Raw genomic sequence first — 17,231 nt, 5'->3', positions numbered from 1 at the left:
TCGATCGCCTCGGCCAGCGAGCTCGGGGTCTTCGCGACCCTGCGCCGCGGGGTCCAGGTCTCGCCCGAGATCCTCCACGGCGCGACGCTGACCTTCATCCTCGCCGTCTTCGCCGCGGCAGGACGCATCGTCGTCCCGCTCGCCGTCCAGCAGACCGTCGACACCGGCATCCTCGCGCCGGGCGGGGTCGACATGACCCGGGTCGTCTGGCTCGTCAGCGCCGCGGCGGTGGTCCTCGTGATCGCGGGGACCTGCTCCGCGCTCGTCAACGTGCGGCTCTTCACCAGCACCGAGACAGGTCTCGCGTCGTTGCGGGTCAAGGCCTTCAGGCACGTGCACGACCTCTCTGTCCTGTCCCAGAACACCGAGCGACGCGGGTCCCTCGTGTCTCGCGTGACCTCGGACGTCGACACCATCTCGCTGTTCGTGCAGTGGGGCGGCATCATGCTGCTCGTCTCGATGCTCCAGATCCTCGCGGCCACGGGCCTCATGCTCTGGTACTCGTGGCAGCTGACCATCGTCGTGTGGGTCTGCTTCGTGCCGCTCTTCTTCGTGCTGCGCCCGGCGCAGAAGAAGGTCAACCAGGCCTACACGGCTGTCCGCGCCAAGGTCGGCGCGATGCTCGGTGCGATCTCCGAGGCCGTGGTCGGTGCCGAGACCATCCGCGCCTACGGCGTCGGCCGCCGGACCGAGCGTCGCATCGACGCCTCGATCGACGACCACCGCCACGCGGCGATCCGCGCGCAGAAGCTCGTCTCGATCGTCTTCTCGAGCGGTGTCATGGTGGCCAACCTCGTGCTGAGCGCCGTCGTGGTGGCCGGGACGTACCTGGGCGTGGGGGGCGGTCTGAGCGTGGGTCAGCTCCTCGCCTTCCTCTTCCTCGTCCAGCTGTTCACGGGGCCCGTCCAGATGGCCACGGAGATCCTCAACGAGCTGCAGAACGCCGTCGCCGGCTGGCGCCGTGTGCTCGCCGTCCTGGAGACCCCGGTGATGGTCGCCGACCCGGGCGACGACGGGGTGCACAGCCCTCGTGGGGCTGCGGCCGTCGAGTTCCGCGGCGTGAGCTTCGCCTACCCGGGCGGGGCCCCGGTCCTGCACGGCGTCGACCTCGCGCTGCCCCCGCGCACCAAGGTCGCCGTGGTGGGTGCGACGGGTTCGGGCAAGACGACGATCGCCAAGCTCGCCACCCGTCTCATGGACCCGACCGAGGGCACGGTGCTGCTCGACGGCACCGACGTCCGGACCATCCGGGCGGCGAGCCTGCGCCAGCGCATCGTCATGGTCCCGCAGGAGGGCTTCCTCTTCGACGGGACCCTCGCGGACAACATCGCCTACGGCCACAGGCCCGAGCTCGACGACCCTGACGCGCCCTTCTCGCACGACCACCTGCAGCCCGGCCGGTCGGCTGGCCGCGACAGGGACCCGCGCCTGGCCGCAGACCTGGAGCGTGCGGTGTCCGAGCTCGGTCTGGCCGACTGGGTCGCAGACCTGCCCGACGGTCTCGACACCTCGGTCGGGCAGCGTGGAGAGTCGCTGTCGGCGGGGGAGCGGCAGCTCGTCGCGATCGCCCGCGCCTACCTCGCCCAGGCCGACCTGCTCGTGCTCGACGAGGCCACCAGCGCTGTCGACCCCGCGACCGAGGTCCGCATCGCGCGGGCCCTCGACTCGCTCACCCACGGCCGGAGCACGATCACCATCGCGCACAGGCTCTCGACGGCTGAGGCAGCCGACCTGGTGGTCGTGGTCGACGCTGGACGGATCGCGCAGGTCGGCCCGCACGCCGAGCTCGTCGAGGTCGACGGGCACTACGCCCGCATGCACGAGGCCTGGGTCTCCCAGGTCCGCTGACAGGCAGCCCATCGGACAGGCTGCCCAGCGCCGCGAGGGCGGCTGGCGGGCCCTGGCCTGTCGTGACGTGCAGGGGCTCGGGACGTGGCCCCGGTGTGTCCGCGAGACGCACCCGAGGCGCGGCGCGGCACCGCAGCATGGGAAGATGCTGCGGTGCCTGCCCAGTCTTCAGCCCCCGTCCCCACCAGCACCCTCGACCCGGAGATCGCCGCGCGTCTCAAGCGCGACCCGGCCGGCCTCGTCGCAGCGATCGTGCAGCAGCACGACACCCGTGAGGTGCTCATGCTGGGCTGGATGGACGACGAGGCGCTGTCCCGCACGCTGACCGAAGGACGCGTGACCTTCTACTCGCGGTCCCGGCAGGAGTACTGGCGCAAGGGCGACACCTCCGGCCACGTCCAGTGGGTCCGCTCGGTCTCGATCGACTGCGACGGCGACGCCCTGCTGGTCGAGGTCGACCAGGTCGGCGCAGCCTGCCACACGGGGGAGCGCACCTGCTTCATCAGCGGCGGCGACCTCGGCGCTGTCGTCGCCGGCGCGTCCGAGCCCACGGCCGCCGACCGCTCGACCGACCACACGACCGACCACACGACCGACCTCTCGACACCTGCCGCAGCAGAGCAGGCAGCCCCAGGACGTCCCGACAGCAAGGAGACCTCGGCATGACCACGTCACCGCACCCCGTGAGCACCCCCCGTACCGTCGGGTCGCTGCCGTGGGGCCAGACGTGGCCGGAGCTCCCGGAGTTCCGCGAGCTCGCCGCCGACCGCCGCGTGGTGCCCGTCGTCCGCAGGCTGCTCGCCGACGACCTCACCCCCGTCGCGCTGTACCGCCGGCTGGCCCAGGGGCGCCCGGGGACCTTCATCATGGAGTCCGCCGAGATCGGTGGTGGATGGTCGCGCTACTCCTTCGTCGGGGTGACCTCGCGCGCCACGCTGACGGTCGCGGACGACCGCGCCGTGTGGCGCGGTGACGTGCCCGCCGGCATCCCGACCGACGGCGAGCCTCTCGAGGTCCTCGACGCGACGCTGCGCGTCCTGCACACCGAGGCGATCGACGGGCTGCCGCCTCTCACGGGTGGTCTTGTCGGTGCCCTCGGGTGGGACGTCGTGCGCCGCTGGGAGCCCACGCTGCCCAAGACGGCTCCTGACGAGCTCGGCGTCCCCGAGATGACGCTCTGCCTGGCCAGCGACCTCGCAGTCGTCGACCACGTGGACGGCTCGGTCTGGCTCATCGCCAACGCCATCAACTTCGACGCGAGCGACGAGCGCGTCGACGAGGCTCACGCCGACGCCGTCGCACGTCTCGACGCGATGGAGGCCAGCCTCGTGGCGCCCCCGTCGCCCGCCGACGCCGCCGCGGTCCGCCGGGTGCTCGTCGACGAGCCCGAGCCGGAGCTGGCCTTCAGGACCGAGCGCTCGACCTTCGAGCAGTCGGTCCTGGCCGGGAAAGAGGCCATCCGCGACGGCGAGGTCTTCCAGGTGGTGCTCTCGCAGCGCCTCGACCTCGAGTGCACGGCGGACCCTCTCGACGTCTACAGGGTGCTGCGCACGATCAACCCGAGCCCGTACATGTACTACTTCCAGCTCACGGACGCCGACGGCCACGACTTCGCCGTGGTCGGATCGAGCCCGGAGACCCTCGCCAAGGTCGCCGACCGTCGGGTCGTCACCTTCCCGATCGCCGGCTCGCGTCCCCGCGGCGCGACCCCCGAGGAGGACACCCGCCTGGCTGAAGAGCTGCTCGTCGACCCGAAGGAGTGCGCCGAGCACATCATGCTCGTCGACCTCTCGCGCAACGACCTGGCCAAGGTCTGCGACCCCACGAGCGTCGAGGTCGTCGAGTTCATGGCCATCAAGCGCTTCAGCCACATCATGCACATGAGCTCGACGGTGGTCGGTGCCCTGCGCCCCGAGGCGACGGCGCTCGGCGTCCTCACGGCGACCTTCCCGGCGGGCACGCTCTCCGGGGCGCCCAAGACGCGCGCGATCGCGCTCATCGACGAGATCGAGCCCGCGGGCCGCGGCATCTACGGCGGCACCGTCGGGTACTTCGGCTTCGACGGGACCATGGACATGGCCATCGCGATCCGCACGGCGCTCATCCGTGACGGACGGGCGAGCGTCCAGGCGGGCGGTGGCATCGTCGCCGACTCCGACCCCGCGCTCGAGTACGAAGAGTCGCGGAACAAGGCCGCGGCCGCCGTCCGTGCGGTCCAGGTCGCGAGCCGTCTGCGAGCACGCCCGTGAGCCGCCAGCGTGGGCAGACCGGCCCCACCAGCCCTGACGGCTCTGCCAGCCCTGACAGCCCTGCCGCACGCCGGACGACCCCGCGACGGACCGTCGTGATGACGCTCCTGCTGCTCGGCGGGCTCAGCCTGCTGAGCGCCGTCCCGACGTGGCTCTCGACCACAGCATCGACTGCGCTCGATGCCTCGGTCGACGTCACCGTCTCCGGGACCACGGCCGCACCGGGGGTGAGCGCCGCGGCCCTCGTGGTCGTCGCGGCGGCTCTGTCCCTCGGGCTCGTCGGCCGCGCGGCCCGGTGGGTCTCGCTGCTCGTCGTGGCTCTCGGTGGCGCGGTCATCGGTGGCTCGGCGCTGTCCTTCGTCCTGTCCCCGGACGCGGCGGCCCGCTCCGGGGTCGCCGAGGCGACAGGCGTGGCCAGGTCGGGCGCGGCTGTCGACATCTCGGTCGCCCCCTACGTCACCGTCGTGCTCGGCGCTGTCGTGGTGGTCGTCGCAGCCTGGGCGGCCTTCGCCCCGGTCGACTGGGGCAAGCGGTCCCGTCGCTACGACGCACCGTCGGCTCCGCACGGCAGCGGTCAGCAGGCTGCTCGGCCGGGGGAGAAGAGCGCCCAGGTCGCACCCGGCGGTGCCTCAGGTGCCGCAGCCTCCGCGACGACCCCGGCCGCCACCAGTGTCACGGGATCCCGCGCAGCGGACCAGACGACGTCTCCTGGGGCCTCCACGACCCCAGACCTCGACGAGCGCGACACCTGGGACTCGCTCACCCAGGGCGACGACCCCACCTGACCTCACAGCTCTCCCTCCGACCCGCGCAGACGCTCCCAGGACGTGCCAGACACGGCCGACAGACGCTCCGTGGCCACCTCGAGCACCAGCAGTGGTTAGGCTGGGACCACATTTTCGTGAAAGGCAGTTCCATGGCTGACAGCTCAGTGAAGCGTGACGACACCTACCTCCCGCCGTCCGCGCCCCCGACCAACCACGGTCACACCACCGCGGCGTGGTTCACCACGATCGTCGTGGTGCTCGGCGCCGCGGTCGCCGGGGTCGCGATGTGCTTCGCGCTCGTCTGGCTCGTGATCGTCGGGGCGGTCATCGTCGTCGCCGGTCTCGTGGGCGGCAAGCTCCTCTCGGTCGCCGGGCACGGACAGCCGGCTGCTGCAGGTCGCGGCGCCTCGCGCTCCTGACCCTTCGGGACGGTCACCCGTCTCACATGCGTGACGCCGGTCGGTGGACCCGCACGGCGGCTCTACGATGGCTGTGCAGGTGCCTCGACGGCGCGGACGACCCGCGCCAGAGGTGTCCCTGCTCGGTGCGGGTCCATGCTGCTGGGGAGAAGAGACGTCATGACGGTGCTCGACGACATCATCGCCGGGGTGCGTGAAGACCTTGCCGTGCGCGAGGCGGCCACCCCGCTCGCTGTGCTCAAGGAGAAGGCCCAGCGCCAGACGAACGCCCTCGAGTGCGTCAGCCGCCTGAGCGGTGAGGACGCTGTCGCGGTCATCGCCGAGGTCAAGCGCTCGAGCCCGAGCAAGGGCTCGCTGGCCTCGATCGACGACCCTGCGGCGCTGGCCCGCGAGTACGAGAAGGGCGGCGCCTCGGTCATCTCCGTCCTCACGGAGGAACGGCGGTTCAAGGGCAGCCTGGCCGACCTGCGTGCTGTCCGCGCAGCCGTCGACATCCCCGTGCTCCGCAAGGACTTCGTGGTCACGCCCTACCAGGTGTGGGAGGCACGGGCCTACGGCGCCGACCTCGTCCTGCTCATCGTCGCGGCCCTCGAGCAGACTGTCCTCGAGTCGCTCCTCGACCGCGTGCACTCGCTCGGCATGACGGCGCTCGTCGAGGTCCACACCGTCGACGAGGTGACCCGCGCGGTCGACGCCGGCGCACGCCTCGTCGGCGTCAACGCCCGCAACCTCAAGACCCTCGAGGTCGACCGCACGACCTTCGCCAGGCTCGCACCTGCGATCCCCGAGGGTGTCGTCCGCATCGCCGAGTCGGGTGTCCGCGGACCCCACGACGTCATGGACTACGCCCGCTCGGGTGCGCACGCCGTGCTCGTCGGCGAGGCCCTCGTCACGGGGGAGTCGCCGCGCTCCTCGGTCGCCGACCTCGTCGCCGCAGGCTCGCACCCGTCGCTGCGCGCCGTCCGCCACTAGAACCTGCTCCGGTCCCGCCCGCGCCTCTGCGCGGGCGCAGGACCCCTCTCACCGACATCCGCCCCGTGCGCGGCGACGAGCCCTGCTCGCCGTGGGCGCCGGGGCGCTCAGCATCCCTCAGGAGGCCATCTCGTGCCCGAGTCCCTGCAGAACCTTCAAGGCCCGTACTTCGGTGAGTTCGGCGGCCGCTACGTCCCCGAGGCGCTCGTCGCCGCTCTCGACGAGCTCGACGTCGCCTACCAGGCCGCCGTCGCCGACCCCGTCTTCCAGTCCCAGCTCGCCGAGCTGCACCGCTCCTACAGCGGCCGCCCGAGCATCATCACCGAGGTCCCGCGCTTCGCGGAGCACGCCGGCGGTGCCCGGGTCATCCTCAAGCGTGAAGACCTCAACCACACGGGCTCGCACAAGATCAACAACGTGCTCGGACAGGCGCTGCTCACCAAGCGCATCGGCAAGAAGCGCGTCATCGCCGAGACCGGCGCCGGTCAGCACGGCGTGGCCACAGCGACCGCCGCGGCACTGTTCGACCTCGAGTGCGTCGTCTACATGGGCGAAGAAGACACCCAGCGCCAGGCGCTCAACGTCGCCCGGATGCGCCTGCTCGGCGCCGAGGTCATCCCGGTGACCACAGGCTCGCGCACCCTCAAGGACGCGATCAACGAGGCCATGCGCGACTGGGTCACGAACGTCGACACGACCAACTACGTCTTCGGCACGGCCGCGGGCCCCCACCCGTTCCCGGCCATGGTTCGCGACTTCCAGCGGATCATCGGCGTCGAGGCGCGCCAGCAGGTCCTCGACCTCGTCGGTCGCCTCCCTGACGTCGTGGCCGCGTGCGTCGGTGGTGGGTCCAACGCGATCGGCATCTTCGACGCCTTCCTGGACGACGAGTCCGTGCGTCTGGTCGGCCTCGAGGCCGGCGGCGACGGCGTCGAGACAGGTCGCCACGCCTCGAGCATCACCGGCGGCGCGACGGGTGTGCTCCACGGTGCGCGCTCCTACCTGCTGCAGGACGAGGACGGCCAGACGAAGGACAGCCACTCGATCTCGGCGGGCCTCGACTACCCGGGCGTCGGTCCGCAGCACTCCTTCCTGTCGAGCATCGGCCGGGCCGAGTACCAGCCCGTCACCGACACCGACGCGATGGAGGCGCTGCGTCTGCTGTGCCGCACCGAGGGCATCATCCCGGCCATCGAGTCGGCCCACGCCCTCGCCGGCGCGATCCGCCTCGGCAAGGAGGCTGCGGCCGCAGGCCGCACGGACGAGGTCATCCTCGTGAACCTCTCCGGGCGCGGGGACAAGGACGTCGCGACAGCGGCACGCTGGTTCGAGCTGGTCGACGCGGACGCCGACCTCGGCGCAGAAGGAGCAGACGCGTGAGCGCCACCGAACGTCGTATCGACGAGCTCAAGGCCCAGGGGAGGGCAGCCCTCGTCGGCTACCTGCCTGTCGGCTTCCCGACGGTCGACCAGTCGATCGAGGCCGCCCGCGCCCTCGTCGAGGCCGGGGCCGACATCGTCGAGCTCGGCATCCCGTACAGCGACCCCGTGATGGACGGGGCGATCATCCAGCAGGCCGTCGACCAGGCGCTGAGCTCGGGCGCCCGCGTGCGCGACGTCTTCAGGGTCGTCGAGGCCATCGCCGACCTGGGTGCGCCCGTGCTGGTCATGACGTACTTCAACCCTGTCCTGCGCTACGGCGTCGACGCCTTCGCGCGCGACCTCGCGGCAGCCGGCGGCAGCGGTCTGATCACCCCGGACCTCATCCCCGACGAGGGCTCGGAGTGGATCGAGGCCGCGGACTCCCGCGACCTCGACAAGGTCTTCCTCGTCGCCCCGAGCTCGACCCCGGAGCGACTCGAGATGACCGCCAAGGCCTCGCGAGGCTTCGTCTACGCAGCCTCGACCATGGGTGTCACGGGGGAGCGGGCGACCGTGGGGACCCGCGCTGAAGAGCTCGTCGCCGCCACCCGCGCCGCAGGAGCGTCCCGCGTCTGCGTCGGCCTCGGGGTGTCTCGCCCCGAGCAGGCCGCCGAGGTCGGCCGCTACGCGGACGGCGTCATCGTCGGCTCCGCCTTCGTCAAGCCTCTGCTCGGCGACACCCCCTTCGCCGACAGGGTGGCGAGCATGCAGTCGGTCGTCTCCGGTCTCGCCGCCGGTGTGCGCTCGGCCCGCTCTGGTGCGGCCGCGTCATGACCGGCGTCCTCGCCCAGGGGGTCGTGCTCGCCTCGATCCCCAGCCCGAGCACCGGGGTCTGGCACCTCGGTCCGCTCCCGCTGCGCGCCTACGCCTTCGCGATCCTCGCCGGCATCTTCGTCGCCGCCTGGATGACCGGGAAGCGCTGGGAGGCCCGCGGCGGCTCGATCGACGACATGTACACGATCGTCTACTGGGCCGTCCCCTTCGGGATCATCGGTGGACGGATCTACCACGTCATCAGCTCGCCCGACGCATACTTCGGCGAGGGCGGTGACCCGCTCAAGGCCTTTGCGATCTGGGAGGGCGGCCTCGGCATCTGGGGCGCGATCGCCTTCGGTGCCGTCGGCGCGTACATCGGGTGCCGCCGCACGGGTGTGCGATTCAGCTCCTTCGCGGACGCCGTCGCCCCGGGCCTGCTCGTCGCGCAGGCGATCGGCCGGCTCGGCAACTGGTTCAACCAGGAGCTCTTCGGCGGTCCGACGACCCTGCCCTGGGGCCTCGAGATCAGCCCGGACCGTCTCCCCGCAGGCTACGAGGTCGGCACGCTCTTCCACCCCACCTTCCTCTACGAGCTGCTGTGGAACCTCGCCGCCGCGGCGCTGCTCGTGTTCCTGGACAGGCGGTTCAGGCTCGGTCACGGACGCGTATTCTGGTTGTACGTCGTCTTCTACACGGTCGGCCGACTCTGGATCGAGCTGCTGCGGATCGACCCCGCAGAGCAGGTCTTCGGCCTCCGCCTCAACGTCTGGACCTCGATCCTCGTGGGTCTGGCCGGTGTCGCGGCCTTCGTGGTGCAGGGACGCCGGCACGCCGGACGCGAAGACTCGGTCTTCGTGGACGGGGACCGCCAGGTCCCCGCGCCGGTCGGAGCAGGCGCGAGCGCAGCAGGAGACGAAGCCGTCGTGACCGACCACCCCACCGGCCACGACGACCCGACGGACACCGTCGAAGAAGGTCAAGACCAGCCCAAGTTGTGATCCAGGTCACAACGGTTGGTAACGTCGTCGAAACACGAGCGACGTAGTGTCGTAATGTTTGGGCCGACGACGTCCCGCAACCCCCCAAGTCAAGTCAAGTCTGCGTCAAGCAGGCTCCCCGTGAGGACGGTGTCGATGACCACGCCGCTGCACAGCGCAACCAGCTCCGCGATGTCCGCGGCGCCCGCCGCCCAAGGCCTGTACGACCCCCGGGCCGAGCACGACGCGTGCGGTGTCGCCTTCGTCGCGACGCTGCGTGGTACCCCCGGCCGCGACATCGTCGACGCCGGTCTGACCGCACTGCTCAACCTCGACCACCGCGGCGCCGTCGGCGCCGAGGAGAACAGCGGAGACGGCGCAGGGATCCTCACCCAGATCCCTGACGCCTTCATCCGAGACGTCGTCGCCGTCGACCTGCCCCCTGTCGGCAGCTACGCGATCGGCATGGCCTTCCTCCCGCAGGACGCCGCCGAGGCGGCCGAGGTGGTCGGGGCCGTCGAGCTCATCGCAGCCCAGGAGCGCCTCGAGGTGCTCGCCTGGCGCGACGTCCCCGTGACGGCCGACCTCGTCGGCCCGAGCGCCCGGGCCTCGATGCCCACCTTCCGTCAGCTCGTGGTCGCCGACCCCGAGCGGAAGCTGTCCGGCATCGAGCTCGACCGCCGCACCTACAGGCTGCGCAAGCGCTCGGAGAACGAGCTCGGGCTCTTCTTCGCCTCGCTCTCCGCCCGCACCCTGACCTACAAGGGGATGCTCACGACGGCTCAGCTCGAGCCGTTCTTCCCCGACCTGTCGGACCCGCGCTACGCCTCCGAGCTCGCGCTCGTGCACTCGCGGTTCTCGACCAACACCTTCCCGTCCTGGCCGCTCGCCCAGCCCTTCCGGATGATCGCGCACAACGGTGAGATCAACACCGTCCGCGGCAACCGCAACTGGATGGCCGCACGCCAGGGCAAGCTCGCGAGCGAGCACCTCGGCGACCTCGCCCCGCTGCTGCCCGTGTGCTCCGACGGCGCGAGCGACTCGGCGTCCTTCGACGAGGTCCTCGAGCTGCTGCACCTCGGCGGACGCTCGCTGCCGCACGCCGTGCTCATGATGGTGCCCGAGGCGTGGGAGAACCACGCCGAGATGTCGCCAGAGCGCCGCGCCTTCTACGAGTTCCACGCCAACCTCATCGAGGCGTGGGACGGCCCGGCCTGCCTCAACTTCACCGACGGCACGCTGATCGGGGCGGTCCTGGACCGCAACGGTCTGCGCCCGGGTCGTTTCTGGGTGACCGAAGACGGCCTCGTCGTCCTCGCGAGCGAGGCCGGCGTCCTCGACATCGACCCCGCGACTGTCGTGCAGAAGGGTCGTCTCGAGCCCGGCCGCATGTTCCTCGTGGACACCGCCGCCGGCCGGATCGTCCCCGACGACGAGATCAAGTCCCAGCTCGCCGCACAGCGCCCGTACAAGCAGTGGGTCGAGGAGAACTCTGTGTTCCTCGACGCGCTGCCCGACCGCGAGCACGTGGTGCACAGCCCGGCCTCGGTCCAGCGTCGCCAGCGCGCCTTCGGGTACACCGAGGAAGAGGTCAAGATCCTCCTCACCCCGATGGCCAACACGGCCGCCGAGCCCCTCGGCGCCATGGGCACGGACACGCCGATCGCCGTGCTCTCCTCGCGCCCGCGCCTGCTCTTCGACTACTTCACGCAGATGTTCGCCCAGGTGACGAACCCGCCGCTCGACGCCATCCGTGAAGAGCTGGTCACGTCGATCGGCGGGGCGATCGGACCTGAGCCGAACCTGCTCTCCGACACCGCCGAGCACGCCCGCAAGGTCGTGCTCTCCTTCCCGGTCATCGACAACGACGACCTGGCGAAGATCATCAACATCCACAAGGCGCCCTCTCTCGGCGGCACCTTCGACGCGACGACCATCCGTGGTCTGTTCCGTGTCGACGGCGGCGGCGAGGGCCTGCGCGACAGGCTCGAGGAGATCTTCGACGAGGTCGACCTGGCGGTCGCCCAGGGCACGAGCTTCATCGTGCTCTCGGACCGCGACTCCTACCAGGACTACGCCCCGATCCCGTCGCTGCTGCTCGTGAGCGCCGTCCACCACCACCTCCTGCGCAAGCACACCCGCACCCAGGTGTCGCTCATCGTCGAGGCCGGGGACGTCCGCGAGGTGCACCACACCGCGCTGCTCATCGGCTACGGCGCGGCTGCGGTCAACCCGTACCTCGCGATGGAGACGGTCGAGGACCTCGCGAAGTCGGGCTACCTCGACGTCACGCCCGACAAGGCCGTGAAGAACCTCATCAAGGCGCTCGGCAAGGGCGTCCTCAAGGTGATGAGCAAGATGGGCATCTCGACGATGTCTTCCTACCGCGGTGCGCAGGTCTTCGAGGCCCTCGGTCTCTCGCACGAGCTCATCGGCGACTACTTCACGGGGACCACGAGCCGCCTCGGCGGCATCGGCCTCGACGTCATCGCGGCCGAGGTCGCGGCCCGTCACACCGAGGCGTACCCGTCGTCGGGCAACTTCCAGGCGCACCAGCGCCTGGCCGTCGGCGGCGAGTACCAGTGGCGCCGCGACGGGGAAGAGCACCTCTTCGACCCCGAGACGGTCTTCCGTCTGCAGCACTCGACGCGGACCCGTCAGTTCGACGTGTTCCGCGAGTACACGCAGCGCGTCGACGACCAGACGGCGCGCCTCATGACGCTGCGCGGCCTGCTCCAGTTCTCGGGCGACCGCACCCCCGTGCCCCTCGACGAGGTCGAGCCGGTCTCGGAGATCGTCAAGCGCTTCAACACCGGTGCGATGTCCTACGGGTCCATCTCGCAGGAGGCTCACGAGACCCTCGCGATCGCGATGAACCGTCTCGGCGCCCGCTCCAACACGGGGGAGGGCGGCGAAGACTCCGAGCGCCTCCACGACCCCGAGCGCCGCAGCAAGGTCAAGCAGATCGCGTCGGGCCGCTTCGGTGTGACGTCCGAGTACCTGACCTTCGCCGACGACATCCAGATCAAGCTCGCCCAGGGCGCCAAGCCCGGCGAGGGCGGTCAGCTGCCCGGTCACAAGGTCTACCCGTGGGTCGCCAAGACGCGTCACTCGACACCCGGTGTCGGGCTCATCTCGCCGCCGCCGCACCACGACATCTACTCGATCGAAGACCTCGCGCAGCTGATCCACGACGCGAAGAACGCCAACCCCTCGGCCCGCATCCACGTGAAGCTGGTCTCGGAGTTCGGTGTCGGGACCGTCGCGACGGGTGTCTCCAAGGCGCACGCCGACGTGGTCCTCATCTCCGGCCACGACGGCGGGACGGGCGCGAGCCCGCTCACCTCGCTCAAGCACGCCGGGACCCCGTGGGAGATCGGCCTGGCCGAGACCCAGCAGACCCTCGTGCTGAACAACCTGCGCGACCGCATCGTCGTGCAGGTCGACGGCCAGATGAAGACCGGTCGCGACGTGATCATCGGCGCGCTGCTCGGCGCCGAGGAGTTCGGCTTCGCGACGGCTCCGATGGTCGTGTCGGGGTGCATCATGATGCGCGTCTGCCACCTCGACACCTGCCCCGTCGGTGTCGCCACGCAGAACCCCGAGCTGCGCAAGCGCTTCACGGGGAGCCCGGAGTTCGTCGTGAACTTCTTCGAGTTCATCGCCGAGGAGGTCCGCGAGCACCTCGCGGCCCTCGGCTTCAGGACCCTCGAAGAGGCCGTCGGCCAGGTCCAGGCCCTCGACACCCGCAAGGCCGTCGACCACTGGAAGGCGCAGGGTCTCGACCTCGCGCCCGTGCTCGCCGTGCCCCAGCCCGTCGAGGGCTCGTCGCTGCGCAACACCACGACCCAGGACCACGGGCTCGCCCGGGCCCTGGACAACCAGCTCATCGCCTCGGCCGCTGCGGCCCTCGAGGACGGCACGCCGGTCTCGATCGACGTCCCGGTGCGCAACGTCAACCGGACTGTCGGCACCATGCTCGGCCACGAGGTGACCAAGCGCTACGGTGGCGACGGTCTGCCCGACGACACGATCGACGTGACCCTCACGGGGTCCGCGGGTCAGTCTCTCGGCGCCTTCCTGCCGCGCGGCATCACGCTGCGCCTCTTCGGAGACGCGAACGACTACGTCGGCAAGGGCCTCTCGGGCGGACGCATCGTCGTGCGCCCGGACCGCTCAGCCGTGCTGACGGGCGCGAGCAACGTCATCGCCGGCAACGTCATCGGCTACGGGGCCACCGGCGGGGAGATCTTCCTCCGCGGCCTCGTGGGCGAGCGCTTCGGTGTCCGCAACTCGGGCGCCACGCTGGTCGTCGAGGGCGTGGGCGACCACGGCTGCGAGTACATGACCGGTGGCACCGTGCTCGTCCTGGGCAACACCGGGCGCAACTTCGGCGCCGGGATGTCGGGCGGTACCGCCTACGTCCTGGACCTGCGCGAAGAAGCCCTCAACACCGTCGCGGCGACGACAGGCGAGCTCACGCTCTCCGGTCTCGACGACGACGACCTGGTCCTCGTCGAAGGTCTGCTCCGCCGCCATGCGGAGGAGACTGGCTCGCGGGTCGCCGAGGCACTGCTCGCCGACCTGCCCTCCTCGCTCGCGCGCTTCACCAAGGTGCTGCCGACCGAGTACGCACGTATCCGCACCGCCCTCGCGAAGGCCGACGCCGACAGCGTCGACCTGAGCGTCCCCGGTGCCTGGGAAGAGATCTTGGAGGTGGCTCGTGGCTGACCCACGTGGATTCCTGAAGGTCCGGGAGCGCGAGCTCCCGGCCTACCGGCCGGTGCCGGTGCGACTGATGGACTGGCGCGAGGTGCACGAGCACCGCGCGGAGGACTCGGCGATCGTCAAGGTGCAGGCCGGACGCTGCATGGACTGCGGCATCCCCTTCTGCCACCAGGGCTGCCCGCTCGGGAACCTCATCCCGGACTGGAACGACCTCGTCTGGCGGGACCAGTGGGAGGACGCGATCGACAGGCTGCACGCGACGAACAACTTCCCCGAGTTCACAGGCCGTGTGTGCCCCGCGCCGTGCGAGTCGAGCTGCGTGCTCGGCATCAACCAGCCTGCGGTGACCATCAAGAACGTCGAGGTCTCGATCATCGACGAGGCCTTCGCCCGCGGCTACGTCGTGCCGCAGATCCCGCAGCGCCTCACCGGCAAGACCGTCGCGGTCGTCGGCTCGGGCCCCGCCGGGCTCGCGGCAGCCCAGCAGCTCACGCGTGCCGGGCACACCGTCGCGGTGTACGAGCGCGACGCCACCATCGGTGGTCTGCTGCGCTACGGCATCCCCGACTTCAAGCTCGAGAAGACCCACATCGACCGCCGTCTGGCGCAGATGGAGGCCGAGGGCACCCGCTTCAGGCCCGGTGTCGAGATCGGCGTGGACATCACCTGGGACGAGCTCCGCTCGCGCTTCGACGCCGTCGTGCTCGCGACAGGGGCCACGGTCCCGCGCGAGCTGCCGATCCCCGGCAACGACCTCGAGGGCGTGCACTACGCCATGGAGTTCCTGCCGCAGGCGAACGCCGTCGTCGCGGGGGAGACCGTCGAGGACCAGATCCTCGCGACAGGCAAGCACGTCGTGGTCATCGGAGGCGGTGACACCGGCTCGGACTGCATCGGTACCTCGCTCCGTCAGGGCGCTGCCTCGGTGACGACCCTGGCGATCGGCAAGAAGCCGCCGACGTCGCGCCCCGAGAACCAGCCGTGGCCGACCGACCCGCTGCTCTTCGAGGTCTCGAGCTCGCACGCCGAGGGTGGAGAGCGTGACTACCTCGCCTCGACCGTCGAGCTGATCGGCGACGAGCACGGCCACGTGACGGGGCTCAAGGTCGCCACGACCGAGTACCTGCCGGACGGTCGGCGCGTGCCGCAGGCCGGCACGGAGCGGGTCATCCCCGCGGACCTCGTGCTCGTCGCGATGGGCTTCACAGGACCCGAGACCAGCCTGCTCGTCCAGCAGACCGGGGCGGGCCTCACCTCCCGCGGCCTCGTGGCCCGCAACGACGACTTCTCCTCGGCTCTCCCGGGGGTCTTCGTCACAGGAGACGCCGGGCGCGGTCAGTCGCTGATCGTGTGGGCCATCGCCGAAGGCCGGGCGACAGCGGCTACGGTAGACGCATACCTGCAAGGCACGACAGAGCTCCCGGCCCCGGTGCGTGCGACGACAGTCGCGCTCCGCCCGTGACCGACCGGCCCGCAGCACCTGATCTGCGGGCCGGGCAAGACCTTTGTCCCGTGAGCAGCACCTCAACAATCAACTAGGCTGGAGCCATGCGCAGAGCGAAGATCGTATGTACCATCGGGCCCGTCACGGCCTCCCCCGAGCAGATCCAGAACCTCGTCGACGCCGGTATGGACGTCGCACGGATCAACCGTAGCCACGGTGACCCTGAAGAGCACGAGGCGGTCTACCGCAACGTGCGCGCCGCAGCCGAGGCCTCCGGCCGCTCGGTCGCCGTGCTGGTCGACCTCCAGGGACCGAAGATCCGCCTCGGCCGGTTCGCCGGTGACGAGAAGCACTGGCTCAACGTCGGTGACACCTTCACCATCACGACCGAAGACGTCGTGGGCACCAAGGAGCTCGTCTCCACGACCCACAAGGGTCTGACGGACGACGCACGCGTCGGTGACCCCCTCCTCATCGACGACGGCCGCGTCCTCGTCCGCGTGACCGCCGTCGAGGGTCCGCGCGTCGTGACCCGCGTCGAGGTCTCCGGGCCTGTCTCCAACAACAAGGGCATCAACCTCCCCGGCGTCGCCGTCTCGGTCCCCGCCATGTCCGACAAGGACGAGGCCGACCTCCGCTGGGCCCTCAAGCTCGGCGCCGACATCATCGCGCTCTCCTTCGTGCGCAACGCCGCCGACTACGACGACGTCCGCCGCATCATGGAGGAGGAGGGCCGCGTCCTCCCCGTCATCGCCAAGGTCGAGAAGCCGCAGGCTGTCGAGAACCTCGCCGAGATCGTGGACGCCTTCGACGGCATCATGGTCGCCCGTGGCGACCTCGGCGTCGAGCTCCCGCTCGAGCAGGTCCCGCTCGTCCAGAAGCGCGCCGTCGAGCTCGCTCGTCGTGCCGCCAAGCCCGTGATCGTCGCGACCCAGGTGCTCGAGTCGATGATCTCGGCCCCGCGCCCGACCCGCGCCGAGGCCTCGGACTGCGCCAACGCCGTCCTCGACGGTGCAGACGCCGTCATGCTCTCCGGTGAGACCAGCGTCGGTGACTACCCGATCGAGGCCGTGCGCGTCATGGCCCGCATCATCGAGAGCACCGAAGAGCTCGGCCGCGAGCGGATCGCCCCCCTCGGGTCGACCCCGCACACCCGCGGTGGCGCGATCACCCGTGCCGCTGCGGAGATCGGTGAGATCCTCGGCGTCAAGTACCTCGTGACCTTCACCCAGTCGGGCGACTCGGCGCGCCGCATGTCGCGCCTCCGTTCGGCCCTGCCGCTCCTGGCCTTCACGCCTGACGCAGCAGTCCGCAACGTCCTGTCCCTCACCTGGGGCACGCAGTCCTACGAGGTCCCCTCGGTCGACAGCACGGACGCGATGGTCCGCCAGGTCGACACGACCCTCCAGGCCAACGGTCTCGCCGAGACGGGCGACCTCGTCGTCGTCGTCGCCGGTGCACCCGTCGGCGTCGCGGGCACGACCAACTCGATCCTCGTCCACCGCATCGGTGACGAGCTCTGATCGACCCGTCCTCCGTGAGCAGGTCTGCGTGACCTGACACGAACGACATCCACGACCCCCGTCCTCCTCACCGGAGGGCGGGGGTCGTGTCGTGTGACGAGGAGAGCGCTCGTGTGCGGCGACCAGC

General features: G+C 70.7%; 11 protein-coding genes and 1 pseudogene. All 12 read left to right on the top strand.

Going from position 1 to position 17,231, the window contains the following annotated elements; translation table 11 throughout:
• Nucleotides 1-3: 3 nt before the first annotated feature.
• The 12 genes and pseudogenes from ASG53_RS12695 to pyk all read left to right on the top strand — a co-directional run bounded on the left by ASG53_RS12695 (nt 4) and on the right by pyk (nt 17,104).
• Nucleotides 4-1,848, top strand: coding sequence for an ABC transporter ATP-binding protein (locus ASG53_RS12695; RefSeq protein ID WP_056134277.1), 1,845 nt, complete (start codon nt 4-6; stop codon nt 1,846-1,848).
• Between the two features lie 153 nt (nt 1,849-2,001).
• Nucleotides 2,002-2,385: pseudogene (gene hisI / locus ASG53_RS12690) on the top strand (phosphoribosyl-AMP cyclohydrolase); the annotation flags it as partial.
• 125 nt (nt 2,386-2,510) lie between these two features.
• On the top strand, nt 2,511-4,097 hold the full coding sequence (locus tag ASG53_RS12685) for an anthranilate synthase component I (RefSeq protein WP_056133541.1): 1,587 nt from the start codon (nt 2,511-2,513) through the stop codon (nt 4,095-4,097).
• Entirely contained in the window at nt 4,094-4,882 is a 789-nt protein-coding gene (locus ASG53_RS12680) for a Trp biosynthesis-associated membrane protein (RefSeq protein WP_082544010.1), read from the top strand. Before ASG53_RS12685 ends, ASG53_RS12680 begins: the two co-directional genes overlap by 4 nt.
• 131 nt (nt 4,883-5,013) lie before the next feature.
• The gene (locus ASG53_RS12675; protein WP_056133536.1) at nt 5,014-5,283 is read left to right on the top strand and encodes an HGxxPAAW family protein; all 270 of its coding nucleotides are present in this window, start codon (nt 5,014-5,016) and stop codon (nt 5,281-5,283) included.
• A gap of 159 nt (nt 5,284-5,442) precedes the next feature.
• Nucleotides 5,443-6,255: an indole-3-glycerol phosphate synthase TrpC gene (trpC, locus tag ASG53_RS12670; protein ID WP_056133533.1), complete on the top strand. Its 813-nt coding sequence runs from the start codon at nt 5,443-5,445 to the stop codon at nt 6,253-6,255.
• 132 nt (nt 6,256-6,387) lie between these two features.
• On the top strand, nt 6,388-7,635 hold the full coding sequence (trpB, locus tag ASG53_RS12665) for a tryptophan synthase subunit beta (RefSeq protein ID WP_056133528.1): 1,248 nt from the start codon (nt 6,388-6,390) through the stop codon (nt 7,633-7,635).
• Nucleotides 7,632-8,450, top strand: coding sequence for a tryptophan synthase subunit alpha (gene trpA, locus ASG53_RS12660; RefSeq protein WP_056133525.1), 819 nt, complete (start codon nt 7,632-7,634; stop codon nt 8,448-8,450). Before trpB ends, trpA begins: the two co-directional genes overlap by 4 nt.
• On the top strand, nt 8,447-9,430 hold the full coding sequence (gene lgt, locus ASG53_RS12655) for a prolipoprotein diacylglyceryl transferase (RefSeq protein ID WP_056133524.1): 984 nt from the start codon (nt 8,447-8,449) through the stop codon (nt 9,428-9,430). Before trpA ends, lgt begins: the two co-directional genes overlap by 4 nt.
• A gap of 135 nt (nt 9,431-9,565) precedes the next feature.
• Nucleotides 9,566-14,140 carry a glutamate synthase large subunit gene (gltB, locus tag ASG53_RS12650; RefSeq protein ID WP_056133521.1) on the top strand — a complete coding sequence of 1,525 codons (4,575 nt, stop codon included), beginning with the start codon at nt 9,566-9,568 and terminating at the stop codon, nt 14,138-14,140.
• Nucleotides 14,133-15,599: a glutamate synthase subunit beta gene (locus ASG53_RS12645; protein WP_056133518.1), complete on the top strand. Its 1,467-nt coding sequence runs from the start codon at nt 14,133-14,135 to the stop codon at nt 15,597-15,599. The genes gltB and ASG53_RS12645 overlap by 8 nt, the downstream gene beginning before the upstream one ends.
• Before the next feature lie 86 nt (nt 15,600-15,685).
• Nucleotides 15,686-17,104 carry a pyruvate kinase gene (gene pyk / locus ASG53_RS12640; RefSeq protein WP_056133515.1) on the top strand — a complete coding sequence of 473 codons (1,419 nt, stop codon included), beginning with the start codon at nt 15,686-15,688 and terminating at the stop codon, nt 17,102-17,104.
• Nucleotides 17,105-17,231 lie beyond the last annotated feature (127 nt).

The sequence above is a fragment of the Sanguibacter sp. Leaf3 genome, from assembly GCF_001425965.1.
GTDB classification, from domain to species: Bacteria; Actinomycetota; Actinomycetes; order Actinomycetales; family Cellulomonadaceae; genus Sanguibacter; species Sanguibacter inulinus.
This window is presented reverse-complemented; position numbering and strand designations above follow the sequence as displayed.

What these genes read in the sequence shown, in the direction of transcription:
- ASG53_RS12675 (WP_056133536.1), top strand. Translation starts at nt 5,014, where the DNA reads ATGGCTGACAGCTCAGTGAAGCGTGACGACACCTACCTCCCGCCGTCC.
- gltB (WP_056133521.1), top strand. Translation starts at nt 9,566, where the DNA reads ATGACCACGCCGCTGCACAGCGCAACCAGCTCCGCGATGTCCGCGGCG.
- ASG53_RS12685 (WP_056133541.1), top strand. Translation starts at nt 2,511, where the DNA reads ATGACCACGTCACCGCACCCCGTGAGCACCCCCCGTACCGTCGGGTCG.
- lgt (WP_056133524.1), top strand. Translation starts at nt 8,447, where the DNA reads ATGACCGGCGTCCTCGCCCAGGGGGTCGTGCTCGCCTCGATCCCCAGC.
- pyk (WP_056133515.1), top strand. Translation starts at nt 15,686, where the DNA reads ATGCGCAGAGCGAAGATCGTATGTACCATCGGGCCCGTCACGGCCTCC.
- trpC (WP_056133533.1), top strand. Translation starts at nt 5,443, where the DNA reads ATGACGGTGCTCGACGACATCATCGCCGGGGTGCGTGAAGACCTTGCC.